The sequence below is a fragment of the Candidatus Mycolicibacterium alkanivorans genome (assembly GCF_022760805.1).
GTDB lineage: Bacteria > Actinomycetota > Actinomycetes > Mycobacteriales > Mycobacteriaceae > Mycobacterium > Mycobacterium alkanivorans.
Window position 1 is genome coordinate 3419624 of the sequence record NZ_JAIVFL010000001.1, and the last position, 14025, is coordinate 3433648.

The 14025-nt window shown below is 65.0% G+C and carries 13 protein-coding genes; 8 read left to right on the forward strand and 5 right to left on the reverse strand.

Features of this window, described 5'->3' with window-relative positions; translation table 11 throughout:
* Positions 1 to 8 precede the first annotated feature (8 nt).
* The gene (locus K9U37_RS16765; RefSeq protein WP_243072646.1) at positions 9 to 674 is read right to left on the reverse strand and encodes a hypothetical protein; all 666 of its coding nucleotides are present in this window, start codon (positions 672 to 674) and stop codon (positions 9 to 11) included.
* Positions 675 to 854: 180 nt separating this feature from the next.
* Between K9U37_RS16765 and K9U37_RS16770 the strand changes: the two genes are divergently transcribed.
* The 3 genes from K9U37_RS16770 to K9U37_RS16780 all read left to right on the forward strand — a co-directional run bounded on the left by K9U37_RS16770 (position 855) and on the right by K9U37_RS16780 (position 4041).
* A complete protein-coding gene (locus K9U37_RS16770; RefSeq protein WP_243072647.1) occupies positions 855 to 2000 on the forward strand; it encodes a PucR family transcriptional regulator in 1146 nt (381 codons plus the stop codon).
* Positions 2001 to 2288: 288 nt separating this feature from the next.
* Positions 2289 to 3455 carry an acyl-CoA dehydrogenase family protein gene (locus tag K9U37_RS16775; protein WP_243072648.1) on the forward strand — a complete coding sequence of 389 codons (1167 nt, stop codon included), beginning with the start codon at positions 2289 to 2291 and terminating at the stop codon, positions 3453 to 3455.
* A gap of 82 nt (positions 3456 to 3537) precedes the next feature.
* Positions 3538 to 4041 (forward strand): SRPBCC family protein, encoded by a 504-nt coding sequence (locus K9U37_RS16780; RefSeq protein WP_243072649.1) that lies wholly within the window; start codon positions 3538 to 3540, stop codon positions 4039 to 4041.
* Positions 4042 to 4241: 200 nt separating this feature from the next.
* Here the strand turns inward: K9U37_RS16780 and K9U37_RS16785 are convergent, their stop codons facing one another.
* From K9U37_RS16785 to K9U37_RS16800, 4 genes are all read right to left on the reverse strand, one after another.
* The gene (locus K9U37_RS16785; RefSeq protein WP_243072650.1) at positions 4242 to 4994 is read right to left on the reverse strand and encodes a glucose 1-dehydrogenase; all 753 of its coding nucleotides are present in this window, start codon (positions 4992 to 4994) and stop codon (positions 4242 to 4244) included.
* A 70-nt stretch (positions 4995 to 5064) separates the two neighbouring features.
* Positions 5065 to 6540 carry an aldehyde dehydrogenase family protein gene (locus K9U37_RS16790; RefSeq protein WP_243072651.1) on the reverse strand — a complete coding sequence of 492 codons (1476 nt, stop codon included), beginning with the start codon at positions 6538 to 6540 and terminating at the stop codon, positions 5065 to 5067.
* 76 nt (positions 6541 to 6616) lie between these two features.
* Positions 6617 to 8206 (reverse strand): flavin-containing monooxygenase, encoded by a 1590-nt coding sequence (locus K9U37_RS16795; protein WP_243072652.1) that lies wholly within the window; start codon positions 8204 to 8206, stop codon positions 6617 to 6619.
* A gap of 64 nt (positions 8207 to 8270) precedes the next feature.
* Positions 8271 to 9170, reverse strand: coding sequence for an alpha/beta hydrolase (locus K9U37_RS16800; protein WP_243072653.1), 900 nt, complete (start codon positions 9168 to 9170; stop codon positions 8271 to 8273).
* A 326-nt stretch (positions 9171 to 9496) separates the two neighbouring features.
* Between K9U37_RS16800 and K9U37_RS16805 the strand changes: the two genes are divergently transcribed.
* The 5 genes from K9U37_RS16805 to K9U37_RS16825 all read left to right on the forward strand — a co-directional run bounded on the left by K9U37_RS16805 (position 9497) and on the right by K9U37_RS16825 (position 14015).
* On the forward strand, positions 9497 to 11308 hold the full coding sequence (locus K9U37_RS16805; protein ID WP_243072654.1) for a sigma-54-dependent Fis family transcriptional regulator: 1812 nt from the start codon (positions 9497 to 9499) through the stop codon (positions 11306 to 11308).
* Between the two features lie 342 nt (positions 11309 to 11650).
* Complete coding sequence (locus tag K9U37_RS16810) at positions 11651 to 12814, forward strand: ferritin-like domain-containing protein (protein WP_243072655.1); 1164 nt, start codon at positions 11651 to 11653, stop codon at positions 12812 to 12814.
* The gene (locus K9U37_RS16815; RefSeq protein ID WP_243072656.1) at positions 12802 to 13254 is read left to right on the forward strand and encodes a hypothetical protein; all 453 of its coding nucleotides are present in this window, start codon (positions 12802 to 12804) and stop codon (positions 13252 to 13254) included. Before K9U37_RS16810 ends, K9U37_RS16815 begins: the two co-directional genes overlap by 13 nt.
* 28 nt (positions 13255 to 13282) lie before the next feature.
* Complete coding sequence (locus K9U37_RS16820; RefSeq protein WP_243072657.1) at positions 13283 to 13567, forward strand: NADH-quinone oxidoreductase subunit I; 285 nt, start codon at positions 13283 to 13285, stop codon at positions 13565 to 13567.
* 40 nt (positions 13568 to 13607) lie between these two features.
* Positions 13608 to 14015 carry an SCP2 sterol-binding domain-containing protein gene (locus K9U37_RS16825; protein WP_243072658.1) on the forward strand — a complete coding sequence of 136 codons (408 nt, stop codon included), beginning with the start codon at positions 13608 to 13610 and terminating at the stop codon, positions 14013 to 14015.
* Positions 14016 to 14025: the final 10 nt, after the last annotated feature.

The window sequence follows — 14025 nt, forward strand, 5'->3', positions numbered from 1 at the left end:
TTCCACCTTCATTGGTAGTAAGAATCACCATTATTCTTGGTGACAGAGATCACTATAAGAGCGTCGGCGACTGCGGAGCATCGGCGGAACGTACGATAACTGCGTCTGGATTGGTGCATATGCATGAAATCGGGCCGTTGCCTGGCCATCGCGCGATCCTCGAGCGGGCGGATCGGCTTGCCTCTCGGGCCGCCGATCTGATCGAGGCCGCTGTCGGCCGTCCCGTCTTGGTGCTGCACAGCGGGGCGATCGAGCAAGCGCAGATCGAGCTCGACCTGCAGGAGAGAGATCGCCCGGACATGCTGGGCGGCGGGTCGGTCGAGTTCCTGCATCGAGGAGCTGGCCAGGCCGGACTCCGTGCCGCTGCCGTTCGGATCGCTGACCACGGGGCCGGCCCACCGCACGTGTTGGTGGTTCATGCGCAGGCGTCGGACAGCGCACTCGCCGCGGACGCGGACGAGTGTTCGGGTGTCCTCGACCTGTTCCCGGGCTCCGTCTCGGTGACGTGTCTGTTCGCGGGACCCCACGCCGCTGGTGCCGGGTTTCCCGCGCTGCTGCGACACACCGTCCTGTGGGTCGATGGAACCGAGCTCAATACTCGGTCGCCGGAGGGTCGCCTCGTGCTGCTGGACCACCTGCTCGACCAACTCGACAGCCCCGCCCAGGTACGCCATCTCGCGATGTCGCCGGCGATCTCCACATTGAGCGGCAGCGCGGTCGACCGGCTGATCGCTCGCCGACTTCGCGCCCTGTCCCCGGAGGCAGAGTCCACTCCTGGGCCGTCGGCTTCCGGCGCCCCGAACTGCGCCGCGGTGTGTGGGGCGCTCGCCGGATCCGACGGCCTACTCGCCGAGATGCTGGCTGCCGCATCGCACGTCGCCGACGAACTCCTGCTGGAAGACGCAGAGTTCGTTCCGGTCATCTGGCACCCGCCCGACCGATGCCCTTCCTCGCTCTCCGAGCTGATCACCGCCGGGCGGCTGCGGCGACTGGCCGACCACCTAGAACCGGGCATCCCCGAACTGGTTCGGCTCGGCACACCCGCCGCTGGCCACCGGATCGTCGCGCGGCTCGGCTCCAAGAAACCGCTGGGCTACCTTTCGACGATCGCACATGGCGGTAACACGGATGCAGCCATCGAATGGCTCCGCCACCTTGCTCCGGTGGCCGCCGCCGAAATCACCCACCGTGCCTCGTGGCCGAGACTGAGCTCGGAGACCCGCCGGCAGATGGTGAGCCTGCTGGCAAAGGGCGCCTTCCGGCGGCATTCGGCCAAATTGGCGGTCGAGCACCTCGTGGGGTCACTCGGCGCGCGGGTGGCCGCTCTGGACGAGATCAGAACAGCCGACGCCGTGGCGACCACGACCGCACCACCCGACGATCGTCGCGATTCCGAGGGCAAAATTGGCCGAATGCTCGATTCGTTGGGCCTCCCGCACGGCGAGCACATGGGCATGGTGGTCGCATTGGTCGACGCCAACGACAGCTCCGTGGATCGACTGAAGCGCGCGGTGCGGCAACGCGCCGTCGCGGTGGGGCTGGGGTCCACGGTGCGCGACCCTATGGAGTTGGCCTCCTCCGCGCGGCAGGCGGTCTATGCATGCCAACTCGCGGTAAGCACCCGCCAACGGTTCCTGGACTTCGCCGCGATCGGCGTCCACCGCTTACTGCTCCCCGGCGCCGAAGCGGGCGACCCCGAGTTCGAGGAGCCGATCCGACGGCTAGAGCAGGCGGCGGCGACACTGCGCTTTGACGGCTGGCAGACCCTGGCCAGTTACCTGAACACCGGTGGGAACCTCCGCCGGGCGGCCCACGATCTGCTCGTGCACGCGAACACGATGCGCTATCGGTTGGAGCGGATTGCCGAGGTCATGGATGTCGACCTCACCGACCCCGAACAGTGCTTCCGCCTCCAGCTCGCTATCCGGCTGCGCGCCGGTCGACGCTCGCTCGCGGAGTCAGGCCTCTGGGATGACGCATTTGGCAACGGGCCGGAATAGCGGTCTCCTGTTTGACACACCCCCCCACGAGGTGTCCCCGGGCACGGTGGTTCGCGCGTCGTGTGGTCATCAACCATCGAGCAGCGTAGTTGTATAATGATTGTCCTGAAAGTGGATCGGCTGACCTGTCGACCACGAGCTAGGAAAACGATGGTTGCTCCCATGCTGTGCTTCTGCGGCCACCGTCGAAGACAGTGATGGATGACAAAGCAGCAGTAGAGCGAGCTGCGTCCAGGCAGGTTCGTTCCGTCTCCCGAAGTCACGCGACTTTAGGCTGAGGAGGTAGCGATGGACTTCGCCCCCAACCCGGACCACGACGCCCTGCGTAAGGGCGTGCGCCAGGTGACCGCCCGATTCAACGACGAATACTGGGCCGCCTGCGACCGGGACCACCGCTTCCCGGACGAGTTCTACCGGTCACTGGCCGAGGGCGGCTGGCTCGGCATCGCGATTCCGGAAGAGTACGGCGGCGGCGGGCAGGGCATCACCGAAGCATCTTTGCTACTCCAAGAGATTGCGCAGTCGGGCGCCGCGATGAACGGGTGCAGCGCCATCCACCTGACGATCTTCGGGATGAACCCCGTGGTCAAGCACGGCTCCCCACAGCTGCGCGAGCAGCTGCTGCCAAAGGTTGTCTCCGGTGAGCTGCACGTGTCTTTCGGAGTCACCGAGCCCGACGCGGGCACAGATACCAGTCGGATCACCACCCGGGCGCGTCGCGACGGCGACCACTACGTCGTCAACGGCCGGAAAGTGTGGATCACCAAGGCCCAGCAGGCCGACTACCTGCTGCTTCTCACCCGCACGACGCCCCGCGAGGAGTGCGCCCGTCCGATCGACGGGATGACACTGTTTCTGGCCCCGCTCGACCGCTCCGCCGTGGAGATCCGAGAGATCCCGAAGATGGGCCGCAACGCCGTGAATTCCAACGCGCTGTTCATCGACAACCTGCGCATCCCTGCCGATCATCGAATCGGCGACGAAGGCAAGGGGTTTCAGTACCTGCTCGACGGACTGAATCCGGAGCGGATCCTGATCGCGCACGAGGCGATCGGAATCGGGCGAGCGTCGATCCGACGCGCTGTGGACTACGCCAACCAGCGGGTGGTGTTCGATCGTCCGATCGGCAAGAACCAGGGCATCGCCTTCCCATTGGCGGAGGCCACCATGCGACTGGACGCAGCCGAGCAGGTGGCCAACAGGGCGGCATGGTTATATGACCACGGCCAGCCGTGTGCCCGCGAGGCCAACAGCGCCAAGTTCCTGGCCGCCGACGCCGGGTTTTTCGCCGCCGACCGCGCGGTCCAGACCCACGGCGGGTTCGGCTTTGCCAGCGAGTACCACGTGGAGCGGTACTTCCGCGAGGCACGCCTGATGAAGATCGCGCCGGTTTCCCAGGAGATGGTGCTCAACTACATCGCCGAGCACGTGCTCGGTCTGCCGAGGTCATATTGAGCGGCAGACTATCGGCAACCCGTAAGGCGCAGAAGACCCACCCGCACCGGCCAAGCGCCGGCTGACCGAACGGAGTGACGAAGTGACCGCACACATGAGCCCGCCACCGGATTCGAAGGCCGGCGGAACCGAGGCGGTGTTGGATAAATCGCTGCGCTACGCCGTGTCCGCACCCAAGCTGTACGAGCTGTTGGTGTCTGAAGACGCGGCGGCTCACTGGATGGGCGCCGATGTGATCATCGACCCGGCCGTTGGCGGTGAGATCCAGGTGAGTATGTCCGGGTGGCCGGAGATCGTCGGCGAGTTCCTCGAAGTGCTCGCACCGGAGCGGCTCGTGGTGAGCTGGCAAGCAGCTGATTGGGGGCGGCCGTTGCTCAGCACCATCGAGATCCACACCGACGGGCCACACGACAGCCGGCTCTCCTTGCGGGAATCGGGCTTCGGCTCCGACGATGACCTGCTGCGGCGCCGGGACTGGCTTTGGTCGCACTGGCTGGTTCGGCTGGCGGCTTGGGGCGCCCAACGGGGCTCTGTCGGGGCGACGCCGCAAACCGCCCCCAAACCGACGGATCGACACCGCTGCTGAACCGACCCCCATCGCGCACCATTCCTCGACATCGTCAGGCGCGATCTGCGGAGGCGGGACAGTCATGCCGATCAAACGCCTCGACTACTGCGATTTCCCAGCTGATGGATATGTACCAGGAGGAGGCCGAGGCGGCACGCCGCGGGACGCTCAAACACGGCTAGATGGACGCCGAGCGCGCCCGGTTCGGCGGCCAGGTGCTACTGGGCGGTGTAGCCCCCATCGATGACGAGTTCCGAGCCCGTCATGAACGACGACTCGTCCGATGCGAGGAAGAGCGCGCCGTACGCGATTTCCTCGGGTCTGCCCATCCGTCCGAGCGGCGTGGCGGCGGTCAGTGCCGGCAGGCCCTCGGCCGGGATCTCCTCGTCCACCATCCCCGTGTCGATCACACCAGGATGAATCGAGTTCACCCGAATTCCCTCGGACGCGTACTGGACGGCGGCGGTCTTGGTGAGCAGGCGCACCGCTCCCTTGGTCGCCTGGTAGGCCGCGGCCGCACCGCTGCCGATCAGGCCGTAGATCGAAGAGACATTGACGATCGAGCCCCCGCCTGCCCTGCGAATGGAAGGAATGGCGGACTTCATGCCCAGCCACACCCCGGTCTGGTTCACCGCGACAATCCGGTTCCACACCTCCAGCGAGGTCTGCTCAACACCGGCCATGTCCAGGATCCCGGCGTTGTTCACCAATACGTTCAGTTCACCGAACACCGCAGTCGCGTGTCGGACCGCGCGGTCCCAATCCGCCTCGTCGGCAACGTCGAGCCGGGTGGCTGACACCGTAGCCCCCGCGTCCAGAAGTTCCTTTTCGAGGGACACCAGCGCGTCGTCACGAACGTCGGTGATGACGACGGATGCACCTTCGGCGGCAAACAGCCGGGCCTCCGCTGCACCTTGTCCGCGCGCGGCTCCGGTGATGAGCGCAACCTTGCCTTCGAGGCGGTTCGTCATTTCTGCGTCTCTCTTTCCGATAGTGGTTGTCGGCCAGTTCTTGCCGGCGCTGGCCGGGCGTGCGGCGGTTTCAATCCGTGGTGAGGGCGATGTACTTCGTCTCCATGAAGTCTTCGAGCGCGTGGTGACCGCCCTCGCGACCGAGACCCGAGCTCTTGACCCCCCCGAACGGCGCAGCCGGGTCGGATATCAGGCCACGGTTCACGCCGACCATGCCGACGTCGAGGCGCTCGCTGATCGACACCGCGCGCGAAATGTCTCGAGTGAACAGATAGCCCGCAAGTCCGTACTGCGTATCGTTTGCGAAGGAGACTGCCTCATCGATCGAGTCGACGACGAACAGGGGCGCCACCGGGGCGAAGAGTTCCTGACCGGAAAACTCGGGAGCCTTGTCCCGCATCGCCAGGACTGTCGGCTCGAAGAAGTAGCCGTCGCCGCCCACCGGCTTACCGCCCACCAGCACATCGGCCTGCGCGCCGACGACACTTTGGACTGTGCCGGTGATCGCTTGCCGCTGTGTTTCGGAGATCATCGGCCCGACGTCGACCCCCGGCCGGTAGCCCGGTCCGACGACCAGATTGCGCACCTCATCGACGAACAACTCGGTGAACTCCGCGGCGATACCCTGCTGCAGGATGATCCTGTTCGCGGCGACACAGGCCTGCCCCGCGTTGCGGAATTTCGCGGCGACGGCTGCTGCGACGGCATGCTCGACGTCGGCGTCGTCGAGGACGATGAACGGGCCGTTTCCGCCGAGTTCGAGTTGAACACTCACGACATTGCGCGCTGCCTGGCGCATCATCAACGAGCCGACGGCGACCGAGCCGGTGAAGCTGACCTTGCGCAGCCGCCGGTCATGTAGAAGTTCCGTAGACAGCTCCCCTGGACGAGAGGTATGGACCAGATTCAACACGCCTGCGGGAATGCCCGCGTCAACGACGGCCTGCATCAGCAGTGCCGAGGTCAGCGGCGTCTGCTCCGCGGGTTTCATGATGGCTGTGCAGCCCGCGGCAAGCGCAGCGACGGCCTTGCGAGCCGGGACGAGGACGGGAAAGTTCCACGGCGATACGAGCAGGCTGGGACCGACCGGTTGCATCGTGGCGACGATCCGGAAATTGCCGCGCGAACCTCGGGAGAAGGAGCCATGCACGTGAGCCGCCTGCTCCGCCAGCCATTTGACGAAATCGAGCGTCAGCGCCATCTCGCCTGCGGCCTCGGATCGTGGCTTCCCCGCCTCCAGCACCATGAGGTCGATGAAGGCCTCCGCTCGATCCGTGAGCAGCTGGTGGATTCCGTGCATGAGGTCGCCGCGCACCCTCGGCGCCACGTCGGCCCACGAGGCTTGGGCGGCGTGGGCGGCGTCGAGGGCAGCTCGCGTGTGCGCGTTTGTCGCGTCTGAGACGGATGCGAATGGCTCTCCCGTCGCGGGGTCGACCACGTCGAAGGTGTGGTCGAGGTCGATCCATTCGCCGTCGACGTGCAATCCGGTAGGCACTGTGTGCTGGCGTGCGGTGCCGGGAAAGTGGACGGTGACCGTGCGAGACACTAGAACCTTCCTTTCGGTGGGAGTCAACGGGCTTCGGCGCGGGTGACCGGCTGACGGCCTGTGCGCTGCGGCCCGCTCAGCTGAACTGAAAGCCCTTGTAGCCAGCGTCCTTGCACTCCGAGAGCACGTTGCGGTAGGCGCCCAGACCCGCAAGGTAGAAGTAGACCGTGTTCTTCTTGCCGGGAATGTTGGCGCCGAAAATCCATGACTGTGCCTTCGGGAACAGCGTCGCGTCGGCGACCTCGCGGCAGGTGGCGGTCCAGTCCTGCTCGGCGTCGGCGGTCGGCTCCACGGTGGAGAAACCGGTCTGCTCCACGTGCCCGATCAGGTCGGTGGACCACTCCACCTGTGTCTCGATCGACGGCGGCAGGTTGGTGAAGGGGCCATTAGGCCCGAGCACCATGAACATGTTCGGGAAGTTCGCGACCGCCACCCCGAGATAGCTTGACGGTCCGTCCTTCCAGTAGTCCGCCATCGTGAGGCCATTGCGGCCTCGCAGGTCGAAACGCTTGTAGTTGCCGTCGACCGCGTCGAATCCGGTGGCGAAGATCAGGATGTCGATCTGGTGCTCCACCCCGTCGGAGGTCCGGACGCCGGCGGGCGTGATCTCCGCGATCGGATTCTCCTTGACGTCCACGAGTTCGACGTTGTCACGGTTGAAGGTTGCGTAGTACCCGCTATCGCACAGCGGCCGCTTGGCGTAGAGGTCCCGCGGCATCAGCTTGCGGGCCGTCTCGGGGTCCTTGACGATCTCTGCGATCTTGCCCTTGATGAAGTCTTGTGCGGCCTTGTTCGCGACCTCGTTGGTGGCAATGTCGGCGAAGGTCTCGAACATGAAGCGGAAGCCGCCGCCCTTTTCCCACGCTCGCTCGAAGATCGCCAGCGCCTCCGACGACGACACGGACTCGTAGGTGGTGGTGCTCTCCTCGAAGCCGAAGGCGACGACCGAGTTGCGCACCTGCTCCCAGATGGCCTCGTAGTTCTCCTTGACGTCTGCGACGTACTCGCGAGAGACCGGCCCGTTGCCCACGGGGACGGTGAACTGGGCCGAGCGCTGGAACACGGTCAGATGGTCGACCTCGGGAGCGATCGCGGTGATGACCTGGACTCCGGTGGATCCGTTCCCGATCACACCAACCCGTTTGCCGGCCAGTTCGAGGTCGGCCGGCCACTGGCTGGTGTGTACGTGGACGCCTTGGAAGGTGTCGATGCCCTTGAGGTCGGGGAGGTTCGTGGCCGACAGCAGCCCCACCGCGGTGACGAGGTACTTCGCGGTGTGCAGTTCGCCGGTGTCGGTCTTGACGTGCCAGAGGTTGTCGTTCTCGTGGAAGTGCGCCGCGACGACGCCGGTGTTGAGCTGAATATCGGGCCGCAATTTCCAGCGGTCGGCCACGTGCTCGAGGTAGCTCAGGATTTGCGGCTGGGTGACGTAGCGGGTGTTGAAGTCCCACTCTTTCAGCAAGTCCTTGTCGCAGGAGTAGCAGTAAACGAACGACTCGGTGTCCGAGAGTGCGCCCGGGTAACGGTTCCAGTACCAGGTACCGCCCACGCCACCGGCCTTGTCGAACAGTCGCACGTTCAAGCCGTGCTCGTCGCGCAGCTTCTTGAGGGCATACATCCCACCGAAGCCCGCGCCGATGACGATCGCATCATGGTGAGTGCTCATATCAGTCGGTCCTCTGTTCTCTTCGTGCCCGAATTTGTCTGTCCGAGTTCGTCTGCCGGGAGGGTCAGCGGCGGTACCAGCTGCCGATCCGGGCGATTTCCGCGTCGGCCTCCGGGGCGCGCCCGGCGAGGCAGGGAAACACGTGCTGCATGCGGTCGACGACGGAGAGCGTCACCTCGGCGCCCGCCGCCGAGGCCCGGTCGGCGAGCCGGGTTGCGTCATCCAGCAGCGTTTCCGCCGACCCGGCGCTGATGTACAACCGAGGGAAACCGGTGTAGTCGGCGTACAGCGGGTTGGCGAGCGGATCATCGGGCTTGCCGGTCTCGCCGAGGAACATCGCCGACATCCCCTCGAGGATCTGTCGACTGACCAGGCCGTCGGCGGCCGCGTTGGTGGTCAAGCTTTCGCCGGCGAGCTCCATGTCAAGCCACGGCGAGATGGCGATCACTGCGCCGGGCAGCGGCGAGCCGTCGTCGCGGAGCTTTAACACGGTGGCGACGGCCAGGTTGCCGCCGGCGGAGTCGCCGGCGGTGATGATGCTGCCGGGCGCGAAGCCTCGGTCCAGCAGCGCGCGATACACCGCGGTGGCGTCTTCGATCTGCGCGGGGAAGGGATGCTCGGGCGCTCGCCGGTAGTCGAGGACGAACGCTGTCGTCCCGAGCGCTTTGGCGAGGTGTGCGGCGAGCTTGCGGTGGCTGGCCGCGGATCCGGTTGCGAAGCCGCCACCGTGGGTGTATAAGATCACCCTCGACGTGTCCGCGCCGAGCGGGAGGGCCCAGATACCCTCGACGCCGGCGACGACGTCCGACCGGTACGTCACGGCCTCGGGCTCCTTAGTCGGCTGGTGCCACTCGTCGAACATGCTGCGCAGCATCCCAATGGACATTTGTGGGTCGGCGGCCATGCGGCTGGACCAGGCCCGGTAGAGCGCCTCGAGAAAGTCGGCTTCTGCAGAGACGGTCACGAGCGTTGCCTTTCGGATCACAGTTGCTTTTCCGGGATTGTGATGTGGACAACCCGACTATCAGTGTGTGAGCGGCGCAATAGCAACGACTGTTCCGATTTGAAACAGCGCGGCGGCCCCACGCTTCGGGCTTCCACAGCCCGCCCACTCCCAGGCCAAGACCGAAAGGGCGCCCGAAATCACCGTCCGCAGCGGTAGGCTTGTTCCAGGCGCTGTCGCGGACGCGTCGGCACGGCCCGCCCGACGGGTTGGCGGGGCCGAATTCCTCTCGGCGGACCGAGTCTCCGACAGCGGTTGCGTGAGTTCCGTGAGTCCCCGGAGGAACAATGGCGAGGCCTTTCAGCGGCATCGAGCTGGACCGCTTGCGGGCGGCGCGGGAACGGCTGCTGGATCAAGGCGTGCAACACCACGTCGACGTGTCGGGCACAGTCCGGGAATCGATCATGCGCAGCTGGCGCCGGTCGGCGAGCCAGGGCGTGCCCACCGACCGGATCGCCTTTCACCATCTCGATGCACATGGACGTTCCGAGCTGCTGTGCCGGTCGGCCGATCCCGTGCTGGATCGCCTGCAGGCCGACCTGGACGGGCTCGGTGTGGCGGTCTTTCTCAGCGATCACAAGGGCCGGATCTTGTCCCGGCGGGCGGCCGGCAACGTGCAGCGGAAGAAGCTCGACGGCTCGTGCGCCGCAGAAGGGTTCGACTTCTCCGAGTGTGCCGTGGGAACCAACGGCATCGGTACGGTCCTCGAGGAGAAGACCCCGCTGTTCGTCCGCGGAGGCGAGCACTTCAACGAGCTGCTGGAGCCGCTGGCCTGCGCCGGCGCACCCATCCGCATGGCTCCGGCCGGTCGAGTCCTCGGCTCGATCGCCCTGACCTGCTCGGTTGAGGCCACCAACCCGATGATGCTGACCCTGGCGGTGAACGCCGCCCGGCAGATCGAACAGGTGCTGGCCGACCTGGACGGAGGCCGCAACCGGGCCCTTTTCGCCGCGCTGAATCCCAAGTCCGGTGCCACCGGCCGGGTGCCGACGGTTGTACTGACCCCGGATGCGGTCGTTTCCAACACCGCTGGTCTTCAGTTCGTCACCCCGGAGCACCACCCATTGCTGTGGGAGGCCGTGACGAACCAGACCTGGGGCAGCGAGCCGCGAATCATCGAACTCGACCTGCCCTGCGGACGCGTGCTCGCGGTGGCGGAGCGACTCAGCGACCCCACCGGACACGCCTACCGGCTGGAGTTCAGTCAAGACTCGAAAAGCAGCCGGGCGCCTCGTCGACGCGAACCGGAAAGCGGCGAGTGCCTGCATCCACTGCCGGCGGTCGATGAGCGGCTGCAGTACGCACTTCGGGTTTCTAGGACGATCGCAATCGACGGTCGGGCTGGCACCGGGAAGTACCACCTGTCCCGAAAAATCGCCGCGACGACCCCGCAGTGCCCCACCCGGGTAGTCGACATCGCGGCATTCGCGGCCAAGCCCGACACCGAGTGGCTCGCGGATGCGACCGATGTGCTGTCGCGCGGCGGCCACGTCATCGTGCGTCACCTCGAACTGCTGGACCCTGGGTCGGTCGACAAGGTCACGGCGCTGACCGCGTTGACCACCGCAGCCGGCGGCGAGAAGGGGCGACTGCTGCTCACTGTCGACCTCCGAGCGGCGAGCGATCCCGTCGCCGAATTGGTGAAGGGCGCGGCGACCGTTGTCACCGTGCCCAACCTGTGCGACATGAAGGAGCAGATACCCGCAATCGCCGAGGCCATCCTGTCCGGCCTGGAAGGAATCCGGCCCGGCACCACCTTGGCATCCGCCCCACGACAGGCGCTCATGGCCTGCCCGTGGCCCGGAAACATCAGAGAGCTTCGCCAGGCGATGGTCGACGTTGCGGCCACACGGCCGGGCTGGCTTGTCCAACTCGAGAATCTGCCTCTGAGCCTGCGGGACGCGGCGCACAAACGTCAGCTGACCGGCTATGAAAGAGCCGAACGCGACGCAATCCTTGCTGCCGTCCAGGAAGCCAACGGCAATCGCTCCAAGGCGGCGGCACTGCTTGGGATCGGGCGAACCACCCTGTACCGCAAGATCCGTTCCCTCCACATCGACTGCCCCGACCACATGTTCACCACCACGAGCGGTGGCTGACGATCGAAGGCGTGCCTTCACGGGCCCCGGCGGCTGTCGAACTCGCTTATCGCCTGATCGCCGACGCTGGCCCTCGCAATCACCCGGTCGAGGTGACCGGCAACAACCTGCGCGACCTGATGAGCTTGGGTGGACCCCCCGATCACCGAGAACGCTTAACACCTTCGGGGCCGTATCTGGTAGCCCGACCAATGGTTGCGGTGCCGCGATGGCCCATTCGGGCCAGGGTTGGCCCGAATGGACCTCCCGAGAACTGTGACCGGCGTCATAGAGTGGCGTTACCGAGGGGTTACGGCACTTCATAGAGAGAAGGACCACCAGATGACCGAAATACTGACCCGGATGCAGGCACTTCCGAGTGAAACTACGCTCGAAGACGAGGCATTGGCCGCTTACGAGAAGAAGTTCCGTGAGGACAACACCATCTGGGCTGAGCTTTTGCAGGAAAACCTCGACCGGCTTGAACGAGGCTCGTTTTCGCTGCACTGGATGAACACCGACGAGGCGAACTGGGGCGTACGTGCGCGGCCGAGTTCGCGGGGATTGACCTACACCGACATCAATCGTCCGCCGGCCTACGGCACGCTCCCCGAGCACAATGCGACACGCAACTTCGCCCCGCGCGGCTCGGTGCGCGACCCCTACGCCGAGCAGATGCCGATTATCGACGCCTACGACATCCTCGATAAGAAGGACGCATGGGCGGACAACGTGGTGACGCTCTACGAAGAGGCCAAAGCACGGCAGTGGAACTCCACCAGCGACATCCCGTGGAGCGAGCTCGAGCCGGCCAGCGAGGATCTGGAGAAGGCTGCGTGCCAGCTGGCCACCTCCCTCACCGAGGTCGAGTTCGTCGCCGGCGACTTCCCGTCGCGCTGGATTTACCGCACCTCACCGGATTTCTTCGAAGTCAAGAACTTCCTCGTGACGCAGATGATGGACGAGGCCCGTCACATGGAGGTGTTCCGCAAGCGCGCGCTCGCCGCCGGCGGCGGCTTGTTGCACGCCAGCCCGGCTTTGGAGTGGGCGCTGAAGGCGATCCTCGAATCGCCAAGCCACACCCAAGGCACATTCCTGCTCAATGTCCTGGGCGAAGGCCTTGTTCTGACCATATTCCGGGCCGGCGAATTCCTGGCCAAGACCCATGTCGACAAGGAAATCTTCCGGCGTTGCATGCAAGACGAGGCCCGCCACGTCTCTTATGGCACGCTGGAGCTGAAGAACTTCCTCGACAGCTCCACCGACCGGGACAAGGCGCTTTCGGATATGCACCGCTTCGCCGACCTCGGCGAGCAGATCATCCTCACCGCGCTGAGCAGCCCCGGCTTGCTGGAGCCGCTAGCCGTTCTCATGGGCGGTGGAGTCGACAAGATCGACGATGGCATGGAGGGTGTGTCGTTCCTGTGGGGGACGATTGTCGAGGAGTATCTACAGCGCTGTGATCGCGCTGGGTTTGACCGCCGCGAGAAGGTGACGATTCCGTTGGAGATGCCGTGGACAGCGTGAGCACGCACACAGATCTTCCCACCGTCGAGTGGGTTACCCGACTGGCAGAGATCAACAAGGCTGACCTCGCCGAGTTTCGCAAACTCGGCGAGGTTGACTGCCGGCTTGCCGTCAACATCTTCGACGGCGGCCCCGACGGGTCCGCGCTGATCGTCCAACTACGTTTCGACGGCTTTGACATCGACGAGATCAAGGAGATCGGCGAAACCGAACTGGAGTCGATGGATTTTGTCATCGAGACCGACCGAGACTCGTGGCTGGAAATGGTGGACAACATCCGCGCCGGAGACGGCCGACCAGACCTCGATCACTCCCTCAACGCGCTGAGTATGGCGGCGACACCGATACGGGTTTGGTCATCCGATCCGCTGGGTAGGGACATGTTTTTCCGCTACAACCAGAGTTTGCAGCATTTCATCAACAACTGTGCTCGGCTGTGAGTCGCCCGTCAGGGGAGAAGGAAGACACATGAGCCGCATTCGGCGAGGCCATTTCTATATTGATGACACATGCATCGGATGCGGAGCATGCGAGCATTCATGCCCGGGTCGCGTCGATGCCATATCGAAGAAAGCCGATGATTTCCTGGGCCGCTTCGTGATCGACCTGGAACAGTGCATCGACTGCGGGAAATGCGTGCCGCTGTGCCCGGTCGACTGTATTCACGACGGCCGTGTCGAGGCGGAGTTCGTGCCGGACAATGGCTACACGAAGATCGCGAAGCTGCACGACTGGGCGGCTCGAAAAAAATAGTTGAGCGCGTCGAACGATTCAGGAGTTGAGGGACTTTACCATGGGCGTTTTCAAAGATGGCGACGAGGCAACGAAGTACATTGCCGGGATCTTCGAGGAGGCGGTGGCAGACGAATCGATCGCCGACCAACTCGCAGCATCCGGCGTTGTGCTACGACTCAACTGCACGGACCCGGACATCCAGATCACCGTCGACATGCCCAACAAAAAAGTGATCACCGGGAGCTGTGACCTTTCGCCCACCGTGGCGATGTCGATGACCTCCGACATGGCCAACCGGTTCTGGCAGGGAAAACTCAACCTTGCTGTCTCGCTGGCCAAGGGCCAGGTCCGCGCCAAAGGCCCGGTGCCGAAGATCCTCAAGCTCGTGCCCGTCGCCAAGAAGCTTTTCCCCCGCTACGAGGAGTCGCTGCGGGCCGGGGGGCGCACCGACTTGCTGGCTGTTTGACCGAACGCCG